This is a genomic window from Myxococcus sp. AM009 (assembly GCF_013372605.1).
Taxonomy (GTDB): Bacteria; Myxococcota; Myxococcia; order Myxococcales; family Myxococcaceae; genus Myxococcus; species Myxococcus vastator.
The window spans coordinates 1-14,177 of sequence record NZ_JABXEP010000189.1 but is presented as its reverse complement, the minus strand read 5'-3'; the positions used below and the strand labels follow the sequence as shown (position 1 = coordinate 14,177).

11 protein-coding genes are annotated in these 14,177 nt (G+C 69.0%); 5 read left to right on the top strand and 6 right to left on the bottom strand.

Annotated features, from left to right (window positions below):
- Positions 1-115: 115 nt before the first annotated feature.
- The 3 genes from HV824_RS31435 (at position 116) to smc (ending at position 6,391) form a co-directional block, all read left to right on the top strand.
- Positions 116-931, top strand: a complete 816-nt coding sequence (locus tag HV824_RS31435; RefSeq protein WP_176421265.1) for a lipopolysaccharide assembly protein LapB — start codon at positions 116-118, stop codon at positions 929-931.
- Positions 932-934: 3 nt separating this feature from the next.
- Positions 935-2,317: a hemolysin family protein gene (locus tag HV824_RS31430; RefSeq protein WP_176424895.1), complete on the top strand. Its 1,383-nt coding sequence runs from the start codon at positions 935-937 to the stop codon at positions 2,315-2,317.
- Between the two features lie 471 nt (positions 2,318-2,788).
- Entirely contained in the window at positions 2,789-6,391 is a 3,603-nt protein-coding gene (gene smc, locus HV824_RS31425; RefSeq protein ID WP_176424894.1) for a chromosome segregation protein SMC, read from the top strand.
- 97 nt (positions 6,392-6,488) lie between these two features.
- Here smc and HV824_RS31420 read toward each other — a convergent pair whose 3' ends face one another.
- The 6 genes from HV824_RS31420 to groES all read right to left on the bottom strand — a co-directional run bounded on the left by HV824_RS31420 (position 6,489) and on the right by groES (position 12,482).
- Entirely contained in the window at positions 6,489-7,685 is a 1,197-nt protein-coding gene (locus HV824_RS31420; protein WP_176421262.1) for a hypothetical protein, read from the bottom strand.
- A gap of 41 nt (positions 7,686-7,726) precedes the next feature.
- Complete coding sequence (locus HV824_RS31415) at positions 7,727-9,106, bottom strand: sigma 54-interacting transcriptional regulator (RefSeq protein WP_163783453.1); 1,380 nt, start codon at positions 9,104-9,106, stop codon at positions 7,727-7,729.
- Between the two features lie 485 nt (positions 9,107-9,591).
- Positions 9,592-9,996 carry a hypothetical protein gene (locus HV824_RS31410; RefSeq protein ID WP_176424893.1) on the bottom strand — a complete coding sequence of 135 codons (405 nt, stop codon included), beginning with the start codon at positions 9,994-9,996 and terminating at the stop codon, positions 9,592-9,594.
- Between the two features lie 97 nt (positions 9,997-10,093).
- Complete coding sequence (gene grxC, locus HV824_RS31405) at positions 10,094-10,351, bottom strand: glutaredoxin 3 (protein ID WP_176421260.1); 258 nt, start codon at positions 10,349-10,351, stop codon at positions 10,094-10,096.
- 151 nt (positions 10,352-10,502) lie between these two features.
- Positions 10,503-12,152 (bottom strand): chaperonin GroEL, encoded by a 1,650-nt coding sequence (gene groL / locus HV824_RS31400; RefSeq protein WP_176421259.1) that lies wholly within the window; start codon positions 12,150-12,152, stop codon positions 10,503-10,505.
- 39 nt (positions 12,153-12,191) lie between these two features.
- The gene (gene groES / locus HV824_RS31395; protein ID WP_013941457.1) at positions 12,192-12,482 is read right to left on the bottom strand and encodes a co-chaperone GroES; all 291 of its coding nucleotides are present in this window, start codon (positions 12,480-12,482) and stop codon (positions 12,192-12,194) included.
- Positions 12,483-12,894: 412 nt separating this feature from the next.
- Here groES and HV824_RS31390 point away from each other — a divergent pair, with 412 nt between their 5' ends.
- Together HV824_RS31390 and HV824_RS31385 are read left to right on the top strand one after the other, a co-directional pair.
- Positions 12,895-13,494, top strand: a complete 600-nt coding sequence (locus HV824_RS31390) for a hypothetical protein (RefSeq protein WP_176421258.1) — start codon at positions 12,895-12,897, stop codon at positions 13,492-13,494.
- Between the two features lie 12 nt (positions 13,495-13,506).
- A complete protein-coding gene (locus tag HV824_RS31385; RefSeq protein ID WP_176421257.1) occupies positions 13,507-14,148 on the top strand; it encodes a hypothetical protein in 642 nt (213 codons plus the stop codon).
- Positions 14,149-14,177: the final 29 nt, after the last annotated feature.

The following is a 14,177-nucleotide window of genomic DNA, read 5'->3' as shown; positions in this document are numbered from 1 at the left end:
GCGCGGGGGTGACAGGCGGACAACAGGAGCAGCAGCAGGGCGACGTGGCGCATGGGCGGGGGGAAACTCTACCTTGCACCTCTTGGAGCGCGGCGCGTAGATTGCCCGCGCGCTCATGGCCCGCGAAAAGGACAACATCGCTCTCTCCGACGAGCACAACACTCGTGGAATCGAGCTGGCGGACCGGGGTTGGCTCGACGAGGCCATCAAGGAGTTCAAGAAGGCCATTGACCTCGACCCGAGCTCCGCGCACGCCCACGACAACCTGGCGACCGTCTACGCGGAGAAGAAGCTCTTCCGCGAGGCGCTGTCGGAGTACCTCACCGCCCTGAAGCTGGAGCCGGAGAGCGCCACGGCGCACTACAACCTGGCCTGCTTCCTCTCCACCCACGCGGGGGAGATGGCGGTGGAGGAGTACAAGGAAGCCATCGAGCTGGACCCGGAGTATCCGGACGCCCACCTCAACCTGGGCCTCACCTACGCGGACCAGGGCCGCGTGGAGGAGGCGATGCGCGAGCTCCAGACGGCCATCGAGCTGGACTCCCAGGACGCCTTCCCCCGTCACGAGCTGGCCGCGCTGATGATGGACGAGGGCGACTACCGCTCCGCCATCACCCAGCTGAAGGACGTGGTGCGCCTGGAGCCGGACAACTTCGAGGCGCAGCTGGACCTGGGCATCTGCTACGCGCAGAAGGGCTTCTACGCGGAGGCGGAGCGCGCCTATGAGCGGGCGCGGGCGCTCAACCCGGAAGACTTGCTGCTCAACTACAACCTGTCCGCCCTGTTCGCGCTGTGGGGGCGTCCCAAGGACGCCGTGCAGTACCTGCAGAAGTCGCTCACCGCGGACCGGCCGAAGGTGATGGGGTGGCTGTCCACCGACCCCATGTTCGACGCCCTCAAGGGTGACCCGGACTTCGAAGCCTTGTTCTGAGCCATGGGCAACGAATGGTTGTTCCTGGGGCTGGCGATCCTCCTCGTATTCGCCAATGGCTTCTTCGTGGCGACCGAGTTCGCCATCGTGAAGATCCGCGCCACGCGGCTCCAGTCCCTGGTGGACGAAGGCGCGCCGGGCGCGGCCGCGGCCATGAAGATGGTGGAGAAGCTGGACGCGTACCTCTCCGCCACGCAGTTCGGCATCACCCTGGCCTCCCTGGGCCTGGGCTGGCTGGGTGAGCCGGCCTTCGCGCGCTTGTTGGAGCCGGTGCTGGTGCCGTTGGTGCCGGAGGGCGCCTCCACCACGTTGGCCCACTCCGCAGCGGTGGTGATTGGCTTCAGCATCATCACCTTCCTGCACATCGTGCTCGGTGAGCTGGCGCCCAAGAGCCTGGCCATCCAGCGGCCCGAGGACACGACGCTCGCGGTGGCGCTGCCCATGCGGGTGTTCTACGTCCTGTTCTACCCGGCCATCGTCCTGCTCAATGGGCTGGCGGCGTGGGTGCTGCGCGTCTTCGGCCTCCAGTCGGTGGGGGAGGCGCACGAGGCGCACAGCGAGGACGAGCTGCTCGTCATCCTGCACAGCTCGGCGCAGGCGGGCGCGATTACCACGGCGCGCGCGGAGCTGCTGGAGCGCGCGCTGGAGATGGCGCAGAAGACGGCGCGGCAGGTGATGGTGCCGCGCAACCAGGTGAAGTTCCTGGATGTGGAGGAGCCGCTGGAGAAGTGCATCGCGGATGCGCGCGCGGCGGGCCACACGTGGCTGCCGGTGTGCCGGGGCAACCTCGATGAGATTGAAGGCGTGGTGAACGCCAAGGACCTGTTCTTCCTGCTGTCCCGGGGCGAGCTGCACAGCCTGGCGCAGGTGCAGCGGCCGGTGTTGTTCATCCCCGAGGGCGCCACGCTGGAGCAGCTCCTGGCGGAGTTCCGGCGGCGGCGCCGGCAGACGGCGCTGGTGGTGGACGAGCACGGCGGCACGTCCGGGCTGGTGACGATCGCCGACGTGGTGGCGGAGGTGGTGGGCGACGTCGCCGAGCTGGGCCGCCGCATGGACGAGGTCCGCGCGCTGCCTGGAGGCCGCTTCGAGCTGCCGGGCACCGCGCAGCTCGACGATTTGGAGGAGCAGCTGGACGTCACCTTCGACCTGGACGAGGACGAAGAGGGCGAGGTGACGACCATCGCCGGCTACCTCATGACGCGGCTGGGCCGGGTTCCCGTGCAGGGGGACACGCTGCGGCTCGACATGTGGCGCATCGTCGTGGACGTGGTGGAAGGGCCGCGCGTGGTGCGCGTCACCGTGGAGCCGCAGTCGCGGACGGCGCCCGGGCGCGCCGCGGCGGACGGCTCCGGCGAGGTGCCTCCGGGCGCGTCGAACGAGTCTTGAGTCTGTAGCCGCGGTTCCGGTCAGGGGCTCCTTCGCTGCGGGCGACCTGCGCTTCACGACGCGGCGGTTCTGCCTCTCCATGCCCCCGGTCATGATGCGTGCGTGATGCCCGGTACGCGAGTCCGCCGAGGGCATGTCAGACCGGAGTGCTACGTCCCGCGGAAGGTCACGCGCTCGCGTGGCGCAACAGGACGCAACAAGGCTGAAGCAGCCTCACCCGCGGGAGGACGTCATGGGAGCGTAGAAGCGCGGTGCTCACGCCGCCGCCTCGCAGTGCGTGCGCTACAGCTACAGGGCACGTCTGCTCTGTCGCAGACCAGGCAACCGAACGTATGGCGATGCGTGGCATGGCCACGCTTGATCGCCTGGGAGGTGGCTGGTACTCCTTTCTGCTGGGCGCTCCGAGGCCGATTTTTCGGCCTCGCGCGCGATTTTCTCCCCGTACCGAGCCCGCTCTAGGAGCCCGCTGGCATGCGAATCAAGCGGTTGGACATCACCGGCTTCAAGTCCTTCATGGAACGGAGCGTCTTCACGTTCGACGAAGGCGTGACGGGCATCGTCGGGCCCAACGGCTGCGGCAAGTCCAACGTCGTGGACGCCATCCGCTGGGTGATGGGTGAGCAGAGCGCGAAGAACCTCCGTGGCCGCGGCATGGAGGACGTCATCTTCAACGGCTCGGAGAACAAGCCGCCGCTGTCCATGGCGGAGGTGTCGCTCACGTTCCTCGTGGATGACACGGACCAGCTCGCGCCGCAGTACCAGGGCTTCTCCGAAGTCACCGTGACGCGGCGCCTGTTCCGCAACGGCGACTCCGAGTACCTCATCAACAAGACGCTGTGCCGCCTGCTGGACATCACCGAGCTGTTCCTCGGCACCGGCGTGGGCACCAAGGCGTACTCCATCATCGAGCAGGGCCGCGTGGGCCTCATCGTGTCCAGCAAGCCGGAGGACCGGCGCCACCTGCTGGAGGAGGCCGCGGGCGTCACCAAGTACAAGGCCCGCCGCAAGGCCGCCGAGCGCAAGATGGAGGCGACCGACGCCAACCTGCTGCGCGTCACCGACATCACCAACGAGCTGGAGAAGCGGCTGGACGCGCTGTCGCGCCAGTCGAAGAAGGCGGAGAAGTACAAGAAGCTCAAGGCGCGCATGCGGGACATCGACCTGCACGCGGCCACCCACCGCCAGCTGGAGCTGATGGCGGAGAAGAAGATGCTCCAGTCGCGGCTGGAGAACCTGGGCTCCGAGGAGCGGGAGAGCCTGGACCGGGTGAAGGCGCTGGAGGAGACGATTACGCGCCGCCGCGCGGAGCTGGAGGCGGAGACCGCCGCGCTCCAGGCGCTGGCCGCGGAGGTGCACACGCTGGAGAGCTCCCTGCAGCGCGACACGCAGGAGATGACCTACGGCAAGCGCGACCTGGAGGAGACGCGGGCCCGCGTGGCCGCCGCCCAGGCGGAGCTGGACGGGCTCCTGGCGCGCAAGGCGGAGATGTCCGAGGCCATGGCCGTCCGCGAGGCGGAGCTGTCGGGCATCGCCGGCTCGTGGAAGGAGGACGAGGTCGCGATGCAGGTGGCGCAGGAGGAGCTGCGCCGCGTGTCCCAGCTCCAGACGGAGGTCGCGCTGCGCCTGGAGCAGGAGCGCGCCGGCCTGGTGGCCGTGGCCACGCGCCTGGCCAACCACGAGAGCAACCTGGTCAACCTCGCCCGCCAGCGAGGGGACCTGGGCGCCCGCCGCGCGAAGCTCCAGGGCGAGCTGGACGCCCTGCGCGCCCAGGAGCAGGCGCTGGAGGACGTCCGGGGCGACGTGGCGAAGCGGGTGGAGGACACCCGGCACCTCGCCGCGGAGCTGGCCGAGCGCAAGGGCCAGGAGGAGGACGCGCTCACCCGCACCCGCGCGGCCTTCACGGAGAACGAAATCGAGGTCATCGCGCTGCGGGAGGAGCTGAGCGACAAGCGCAGCCGCCTCTCCACGCTGCAAGACATCCAGAAGAACTACGACGGCTTCGACCGCGGCGTGCGCGCCGTCATGACGCGCGCCGGGGTGCAGGCCCGCGAGCAGGGCATCTTCGGCCTGGTGGCGGACGTCCTCACCGTCACCCCGCGCTACGAGCGCGCGGTGGAGGCCGCCCTGGGTGAGCGGCTCCAGCACGTCATCGTGGAGAGCCGCGACAAGGGCGTGGAGCTGGTGGACTACCTCAAGGGCCACGCCGAGGGCCGGGGCAGCTTCCTCCCGGTGCCCGCGCTGGACGCGCTGCCGGCCCCGCTGGAGCCGGACTTCAGCCAGCCCGGCGTGCTCGCGCATGCCCTGCGCGAGGTGACGTGCGAGGAGGCGCTGACGCCGCTCGTCCAGCTGCTGCTGGGGGACGTCGTCATCGTCCAGGACGTGGCCACGGCGCGCGCGTGGACCCAGTCGGGCGGCCCGGCGTGCACGCTGGTGACGGTGGAGGGCGAGGTGTTCCGCCCGGACGGCACCATCGTCGGCGGTGAGAGCGAGGGCGCGGCGGTGGGCGCGCTCCAGAAGAAGCGCGAAATCGCCGAGCTGGCCACCGAGGTGGCCCGCGTGGAGGAGCGCTACAACGAGATTCTCACCCGGCACTACACGCTCCAGAAGCAGATGGGGCACGCGGAGGGCGTCCTCAAGGGGCTGGCCAAGAATCAGCACGCCGAGGAGCTGAACCTCGCCAGCCAGGAGAAGGACCTGCACAAGGCGGGCGAGGACCTGGCCCGCGTGCGCGAGCGGGTGCGCGCCCTGGAGGTGGAGGAGGGGCAGCTCGCCCAGAGCCACCAGGCCCTGGAGCACGAAGAGGAGATGAGCCGCGGCGAGGTGGCGCACGGCCAGGCGGACCGCGAGGGCCGCGAGGAGCGGGTGAAGCAGCTGGTGGCCGAACAGGAGTCGCTGCGCCTGCGCGCGGAGACGGCCAACGGCGAGCTGACGGGCCTGCGCATCAAGGTGGCCGCCGGCAGCGAGCGGGGCGAGTCGGCCCGCAAGGAGCTGGACAGCCTCGTCGCCCAGCGCCAGGACATGGAGACGCGCATCACCCGGCTCCAGGCCACGGTGGTGGAGGGTGGGGCGCGCGTGGAGGAGCTGGCGCGGCGCACGGCGGACACCGAGGGCGGCCTGTCCCAGCGCGCCGAGGAGCACCGGCTCGCCGCGGAGGGGCTGGAGGCGCGCCGCGCGGCGCACACCGCGGCCTCCGCGGAGGTGCGGGAGCAGGACGCGACGTTCCGCGAGCTGCGCGGCCGCGTGGACGAGCTGATGCAGGGCCTGTCGCAAATCTCGCTGCGGGAGCGCGAAATCGCCCTGGAGCTGGAGCACCTGGCGGCGGGCATCCGCGAGCGGCACCAGGTGGAGCTGGCCAACGAGCTGCACAAGTACCACCTGCTGGCCGCGCTGGCCCCGGAGACGGAGGCGGAGCTGAAGGACCTGCGCGCGCAGGTGGAGAAGATGGGGGAGATCAACCTCACCGCCATCGACGAGCACGCGGAGCTGTCCAAGCGCTACGACTTCCTCACCGCGCAGAAGCAGGATTTGCAGTCCTCCATCGAGCAGCTGAAGGAGGCCATCCAGCGCATCGACGCCACCAGCCGCGAGCGCTTCAAGCAGACCTTCGACGTGGTGAACGAGAAGTTCCAGGCCATCTTCCCGCGCCTGTTCGGCGGCGGCCGGGCCAGCCTCATCCTCACCAACGAGGGGCCGGGCGGGGAGCCGGGCGTGGAAATCGTCGCCCAGCCGCCGGGCAAGAAGCTGCAGAGCGTCAACCTGCTGTCCGGTGGCGAGAAGGCCCTCACCGCCGTGGGCCTCATCTTCGGCATCTTCCTCATCAAGCCGACGCCCTTCTGCCTCCTCGACGAGGTCGACGCGCCGTTGGATGAGGGCAACGTGGGCCGCTACAACGACATGGTGAAGGAGATGAGCAAGCAGTCGCAGTTCATCCTCATCACCCACAACAAGCGGACCATGGAGGTCTCCAACACCCTCTATGGCGTCACCATGGAGGAGCCGGGCATCTCCAAGCTCGTCAGCGTGCGCATGCGCGAGGCGGGCGCGGCCAACGACGACAAGGTGACGGCGGCGTAGGCCCGTCCCGGGCCGTTGCCCCTTGGAAACACAGAAGGCGCGGGCCCCGGCTTCCGGGCTCCCGCGCCTTCGTGTTTTTCCGCCGTGGGGCGGGGGGCTACTTGAAGTTCTTCTTCGGGCAGGCGCCCTTGTCCTGCGCGGCCATCTTCTCCGCGTCGGCCAGCTCCTTCATGGACTCGTCGACGTTCTTCTGGGTGGCGGTGACGACGTCACCCCAGTTCTCCGCGTCCTTCGCCGCCATCTCCGTGGCCAGCGCCAGCGCGGCCTGGTCCGTGGCCTGACGGGCCTTGATGGACTCGATGACGCCCGCGTCCGCCTTCACCAACGCCTCGCACTTGCTGGACATCTCGTCGAACAGGCGCCAGTTCTTCGTCTTCTGGTAGCGGTCCACGACTTCGGCGTAGGCCAGGGCCGCCGGGGTGCGGGCGCCGTCGGCGATGGCCGAGTCCGCCGCGCGCTGGGTGCGGTTGAGGTCCAGCTGGAGGAAGCGCAGCTCGGGCGGCAGGGCGGCCGACGCGGCGTCCGGCGCGGCCGAGTCGAAGTGGACGAAGCGGTAGGAGAAGCCCAGCTCGTCGGAGTTCAGCTTCGCCGGCAGCGCGGCAATCTTCGGCTGGAGGCAGGCGGCCAGCTGGTCCGCCTCGGTGTTGCCGGAGGGCGCGAACGTCACCTCGGCCGGGGTGGGGTTGGCCTTCAGCAGCTTGATCTTCGCCGTCAGCGGCGGCGGGACCTGCTCCTTGAAGTTGGCGTAGCACTCACACCAGCCCTGCTGCGCCAGGCGCACCGCGCCGGTGAAGTCCGAGCCCTCGTTGATGTTGAAGGTGACGGAGTTGAGGCCGCTGGTGGTGTGCTCGAAGGGGATGGCCGCCTCCACCGGCTGCGCGCCCTTGGGCAGCGCGGCCAGCTTCACCTGGCTGTCCACCACCTTCTGGATGCAGGCCTGGCCTTCCGGGGTGAGGTTCGTCCCGGTGACGGCGTGGGAGGCGCCCTGCTCCGTGACGGTCGTCTTGACCTCCACCGTGGTGGTCTTCTCCGCGCCCCGGTGCTTCGGGTCCACCAGGCACTCCATCACCTGGGGACGCGTGGTGAGCAGCGCGCCCAGCACGACGCCCTGGCTCGCCTGCTCCGGGAGCTGGAGCTCGCGCGGGAAGCAGTTCACCAGGTCGAACGGGGGCTGGTTGGTGATGCGGACTCGCTCCTCGGTCGGCGTGGGCTGTGCGGCCTGGGCCGCGGGCTTCTGCTGGCCGGCGCAAGCGGCGGTGAAGACGACGGAGGCTACGGCGACGCGACGCAACATGCGGTTGTTCTCCCTGGGGGTGGATCTGCGTGCGGACTTCTTTACTTCTCCAGGCCCTCGGCGTTCTTGAGGTCCTTGAGCCGAAGCCCGTTCTTTTTCAGTAGGCGATAGAGGCTCTGCATGGAGAGCCCGGTGCGCTGCTCCGCGGCCTTCATGTCGAAGCCCACGGTCTTCATGACCTCGGCGAAGTACAGGCGCTCGAAGTCGGCCAGCACCCTGTCCTTGGCCTCGTGGTAGGGCAGGGTGCCCACCAGCGTGGCCACCTGGGTGGTGGGGGCCTGGCCCTCCGCGCGCCGCGAGGGCTGGGCGAGGAAGTCCAGCCAGCTGCTGTTGCCCGTCTCCTCCATGAGGGCGCCGCGCTCCAGCACGTTGCGCAGCTCGCGCACGTTGCCCGGCCACTCATAGCCCTCGAAGAGGGCCAGCGTCTGGGGCGTGAGGGTGATGCTGGCGCGCAGCGTCTGGGCCAGGGCCTGGGCCAGCGCGGGCAAATCATCCCGGCGGGTGCGCAGGGGCGGCAGGCGCACGCGCGCCACCGCGAGCCGGAAGTACAGGTCCGCGCGGAAGCGGCCCTGGCGCACGTCCTCTTCCAGGTTCCGGTGGGTGGAGGCGATGACGCGCACGTCCACCGCCACCGGCTGCCCGTCCAGCGACGGCACCTCGCGCGTCTCCAGCACGCGCAGCAGCTTGCCCTGCACGGGCAGCGGCAGCTCGCCCACCTCGTCCATGAAGAGGGTGCCGCCCCGGGCCGCCTCGAAGACGCCCCGCGCCTCGCGGTCCTCGCCGTCACCCGCGCGCAGGCCGCCGAAGAGCTCGCGCTCGGCCTTCTCCTCGGAGATGAGGTTGCAGTCCACGACCTTGAAGGGGCCGTGGCGCCGCGCCGAGTGCTGGTGCACCGCGCGCGCCGCCAGCTCCTTGCCGGTGCCCGTCTCTCCCTCCACGAGCAGGCTCATGTCCTCGCGGGCGATGCGGCGCAGCTCCGTGAAGACCCAGCGCATCTTCTCCGAGGCGCCCACCAGCGCGCCGAAGGACTCCGCCCCCGCTACCTCCACCTCGGTGGGGCGCGGGGCGACCTTCACGGAGAGCTTCGTCTTGCCCAGCTCCACCTTGTCGCCGCTGGTCAGGTAGGCCTGCACCACCTGCCGGCCGTCCAGGAAGGTGCCGTTGCGGCTGCCGGTGTCGCGCAGCATCAGCCCGCGCGAGGTGCGCTCCACCTCCAGGTGGCGGCGGCTCACCGTGGCGTCCGTGAGCACCAAATCACAGGCGCCGTCGGAGCCCACGCGGACCAGCCCGTCCTGCGTCTTCACCTTCTTGCCCTTGTCAGGTCCGGCAACCACCTCCACCGTCCATTCGGGGATGGGGATGCGGGTGGTGCGGCCTTCTTGCTCCGTCTGAGTGGTCTGGGTGACCTCGGGCCTATCCATATCGGGTCCTCTTTAGGTGCGAGTCGCATGGGCGGGCAAGCCCGACGCGAGCCTCTTCACATCGGGAAAACTCAAGGCAGTACGAGTGGAACAATCCTGCCTGAGGGTTGTTGAACGCGCGCTTCGACTGGCACGAGCGCCAGCCGTGCGCGGACAAGGGTTTGGACAGGGCGGGGCCGCCGTCGGGGATGTCTGGGTAGGGCTTCCACACGGCCCACGTAGCTCACCACCGCGGTGGCGAGCTGGCCCACCGCGTAGCCCTCGGTGTCAATCAGTTCACGTTCACCGGACTGGAGGCGTTGCTCCGCCGAGCGGCGCGGCGCGGCGGGGCCGAAGAAGCGGGCCGCGTCACCGGCCTGCGCCAGGCGCGGGCAGTGGAGGGGGGCGGTGTGTTTCACGACCCCCCATAAAAGACGAACGTTCGGCCAGAATCCAGAATCCTGCGTCACTCCCTCGCGGAAAGACGCAGGAATCCGGATGGGGCTTCAGTAGCGGGCCGGCGGGTCGCTGGCGGGGAAGGTCTCCATCAGCTCCTCGTCCACGGCGTCACGCGTCGTGTCATTGCCGCCGGAGGCAACGCTCGCGTTGGTGGGTTGCTTCTCCTCCGAGGCCGCGCCGCGCTTGCCCCCTTGGGCCGAGCGCTTGCGGCCGGTGCCCGCCCTGGAGACGCTCGCCATGCGGGCGCCGAGCAGATTCTTGGCCCGCTCGGCGAGGTTCCGCTGCTCCTCCTGCCAGTCGCGGAAGAACTGGGCGAGCTCCGGGTCTCCGCTCTCCTCGGCATCCCGGATGTACGCCTCACTGGTCGAGGCACCCTTGAGCAGGTGATACAGGACGCTGATGAGGTTGTACTGCTCGTCCCGGGTCCCTGTCTGCCGCTCTTCGCCTGCCATGCCGCCTCCCGTGGATGAGTGAAGTGCCACGGGGAGAAAGCTATGCACGGTGGGCCAGGAGCCTTGGCGGGGGCGGCTGGCCGCCTGCCTGGGGTGCTCAGGCCTGGAGCATCGGCTCCAGGCGGCCCTCGGTGTCCAGGCGGGACAAGTCCGAGTAGCCGCCGACGTGCGTGTCGCCAATGAAGATTTGCGGCACGGTGCGCTGGCCGCCGCTCATCTCCACGAGTTTGGCGCGCAGGTCGTCGTCTCCGGTGACGTCCACCTCTTCGAACTCCACGCCCTTGCGCTTGAGCAGGTCCTTGGCGCGGACGCAGTAGCCACAGTAGGTGGTCGTAAAAATCTTCACGGGCTTCACGGGTGTCTCCTCCTTCGTATCCAGCAAATTAAGGGCCGGGGAGGCGCGCCGCCACCCGGCCCGCAAAGACGACGGCCCCCGGTTCCCCAGGAGGGAGCCGGAGGCCGCGTTCAGGACGTCACCCCGGACGGAGGCCGGGGTGAGGGGCGGACTACATGCCCATGCCGCCCATGCCGCCCATGCCACCCATCCCGCCCATGCCACCGCCGGCGGGGAGGTCCTTCTCCTCCTTCGGACGCTCCGCCACCATGGCCTCGGTGGTGAGCATCAGCGAGGACACGGACGCCGCGTTCTGCAGCGCGGTGCGGCTGACCTTGGCCGGGTCGATGACGCCGGCGGCCAGCAGGTCCTCGTAGGTGCCCGTGGCGGCGTTGAAGCCGACCGGACCGGAGGACTCCTTGACCTTGTTCACCACCACGCTGCCCTCCAGGCCGCCGTTGCCGACGATCTGGCGGAGGGGCTCCTCGAGCGAGCGGCGGATGATGTCCACGCCGAACTTCTCCCCGCCGGACAGCTCCAGGCCTTCCAGCGCCTTGAGGCAGCGGATGTAGGCCACGCCGCCGCCAGGGACGACGCCCTCTTCCACGGCCGCGCGGGTCGCGTTGAGCGCGTCCTCGACGCGGGCCTTCTTCTCCTTCATCTCCGTCTCGGTGGCCGCGCCAACGTTGATGACGGCCACTCCGCCCACGAGCTTCGCCAGGCGCTCCTGGAGCTTCTCGCGGTCGTAGTCGCTGGAGGTCTCTTCAATCTGGGCGCGGATCTGCTTCACGCGCGCCTCGATCTCCTGCTGGCTGCCGGCGCCGTCGACGATGGTGGTGTTGTCCTTGTCCACCGTGAGGCGCTTCGCGCGGCCCAGGTCCTGGAGGGTGATGGTGTCCAACTTGATGCCCAAGTCCTCGGCGATCATCTTGCCGCCCGTCAGGGTGGCGATGTCCTCGAGCATGGCCTTGCGGCGGTCACCGAAGCCCGGCGCCTTCACCGCGCACACGTTCAGCACGCCGCGGATCTTGTTGACCACCAGCGTGGCCAGGGCCTCGCCCTCGATGTCCTCGGCGATGATGAGCAGGGGCTTACCGGCGCGGGCGACCTGCTCCAGGATGGGCAGGAGGTCCTTCATCGAGGAGATCTTCTTCTCGTTGATGAGGATGAGCGCGTCGTTGAGCGCCGCCTCCATGCGCTCCGGGTCCGTCACGAAGTACGGGGACAGGTAGCCGCGGTCGAACTGCATGCCTTCGACCACGTCCAGCGTCGTCTCCAGGCCCTTGGCCTCTTCGACGGTGATGACGCCTTCCTTGCCCACCTTCTCCATCGCGTCCGCGATGATGGTGCCGATGGTCTCGTCACCGTTCGCGGAGATGGTACCGACCTGGGCAATCTCCTTCTTGTCCTTGGTCGGCTTGGCCTGCTTCTTCAGCTCGGCGACGACGGTGGCCACGGCCTTGTCGATGCCGCGCTTGATCTCCATCGGGTTGTGGCCCGCGGCGACCAGCTTCGCGCCCTCGCGGAAGATGGCCTGCGCCAGCACGGTGGCCGTGGTGGTGCCGTCACCGGCGACGTCAGACGTCTTGGAGGCGACCTCCTTGACCATCTGCGCGCCCATGTTCTCGAACTTGTTCTCGAGCTCGATCTCCTTGGCGACCGTCACACCGTCCTTGGTGATGGTCGGGGAGCCGAAGCTCTTCTCGATGACGACGTTGCGGCCCTTGGGGCCCAGGGTGACCTTGACCGCATCGGCCAGGATGTTGACGCCGCGGAGGATGGCCTCACGCGCGCGCACGTCGAAAAGAATGTCCTTCGCCATTTGGATGGTTCCTTGAAGGAAAAAGTGGGGGGAGCCGGATTACTTCTCGATGACGCCGAGCACATCCTCTTCACGGAGGATGAGGTGCTCCTCGCCGTCGAGCTTGATCTCGGTGCCCGCGTACTTGCTGAACAGGATGGTGTCGCCGGCCTTGATGTCCAGCGGACGGACCTTGCCGTCCTCCTGCACCTTGCCGTTACCCACGGCGACGACCTTGCCCTCCAGGGGCTTCTCCTTCGCCGTGTCGGGGATGAAGAGGCCGCCCTTGGTCTTGTTCTCCTCGGCGACGCGCTTGACGATGAGCCGATCCTGCAGGGGACGAATCTTCATGGCCTGCTCCTTACATGTCGCTTCCGGCGCCGTTTCCGGTGGCGACCGAAAGCTGCTTGGGGGTTGAAAAAGGGCCTCGCGACCCATGGGGTTAGCACTCGCACCTCATGAGTGCTAACGCCCAGGCGCGGCGGATAATAACCAGCGAAGTCGACCCGTCAAGCGACGCCGGTCGACCTTCCCCGCACGTGCCAACTGCGCGGCATTCCTGGGTTTTTCCCATGACACCCGCCACGGGCGGCGCCATGCTCGGCGGGAGGCCATGGGGGCTCGGATTGGCACTCGCGCTCCCCGAGTGCTAACGCAAGTGCCCGGAATCACTGGGGGTGGTTTTGCAGCGCCCGCGCCTGATTGGTACCCTTCCCAGGTCTCCTCCGGGCGACGTCCGCCCGGGGAATGACGGGAGGTGTCAATGAGTGGACTGGTGGCGTCCCTGTCTCTGAAGGAGTTCTTCAAGTCTCTTCTGGGCGAGGTCACGGGGCGGCAGCGGGTAGAGCTGGCGGAGGTGACGGAGTTCTACCTGGTGAACCTGCTGTCCGAGTTCGCCGTCACCGACAAGCTGTTCACCCGCGAGGAAGACGGGCGCAAGGACCACGAGCCCCTGGCCATCCTCTACCACCAGGCCTTGCAGCAGGAGCGCGCCGAGCGCATCCGCACCCTGCGCCGGCTGGGCGACGTGTCGCTGTACACCGCCGGCTTCTTCTCCGGCGCGCTGCAGAGCGGCGTGGTGGGGCCGGACTACTACATCCAGATGGGGGGCACGGCGTACGGCCACGTGGCGGAGCTGACGCCGGCGGCGGCTTTCGCGCAGGTGTACCGGGAGCTGTGCGAGAAGTTCCGCGACGTGGTGGAGGTGCTGGAGGAGATCTCCGCGCGGGGCATGGTGCGGGCCGGCCCCAGCGGCGCGCTGAAAGTCTATGAGGCCTGGGTTCGCACCGGGAGTGACCGGCTGGAGCGCGTGCTGCTCGACGCGGGGATGATGCCGCGGCCCAAGGGACAGCTCGCCAACTAGCCGGAGGTGTGGATGATTGGCCGCGTTCAGGACCACCTGGAGGCCATCTACGGCTTCACGTGCGAGGCGAGGGCGGAGGTCTTCGTGGTGGACACGGAGGCCGCCGCCCGGCTGGGAGGCACCGGCCGCGCCGACGAGGAGCTGTTGGTGCACGAGGCCGGCGACGCGCTGGAACTGGCCCTCTACCTGTCACCGGCGCTGCTCGACAGGCTCAAGCCCTACGAGTCCGGTCCGCTGGGCTACGTGCTGGACAGTGAGCTGGCCGGCTACTGCCAGCTGGCCGAAGGCGTGAGCCACTTCCTCTACGTGGCCCACACGGCGGCCCACGGCCGGACGGTGTCGCTGCTGGAGCTGGAGGCGCAGGCGGAGGTGGACAAGTTCGCGGTGTGCCTGCTGCACCGGTGGGGTGAAGGCGTGGGGGCCTGGTCTCAGGAGCTGCTCCAGCGCCTCTTCGATAGGGTGTCCTACCGCAAGCAGCTCTCCGCCCAGGAGCGGTGGCGCTACGAGGAGGCGAACCGGCTGTCACGCCGCTTCTGCGCGCGGCTGATGGGACACGTCGCCGCCAGGCGGTTGGACCGGCTCCTCGGAGACTTGCGCTACGCCTACCGGCTTGGGGCGGAGGCCAAGCTTCGCCATTTCGCGCATGGCGGGTGAGCACCTTTCCGTCCGCATCGGGTAGGGTG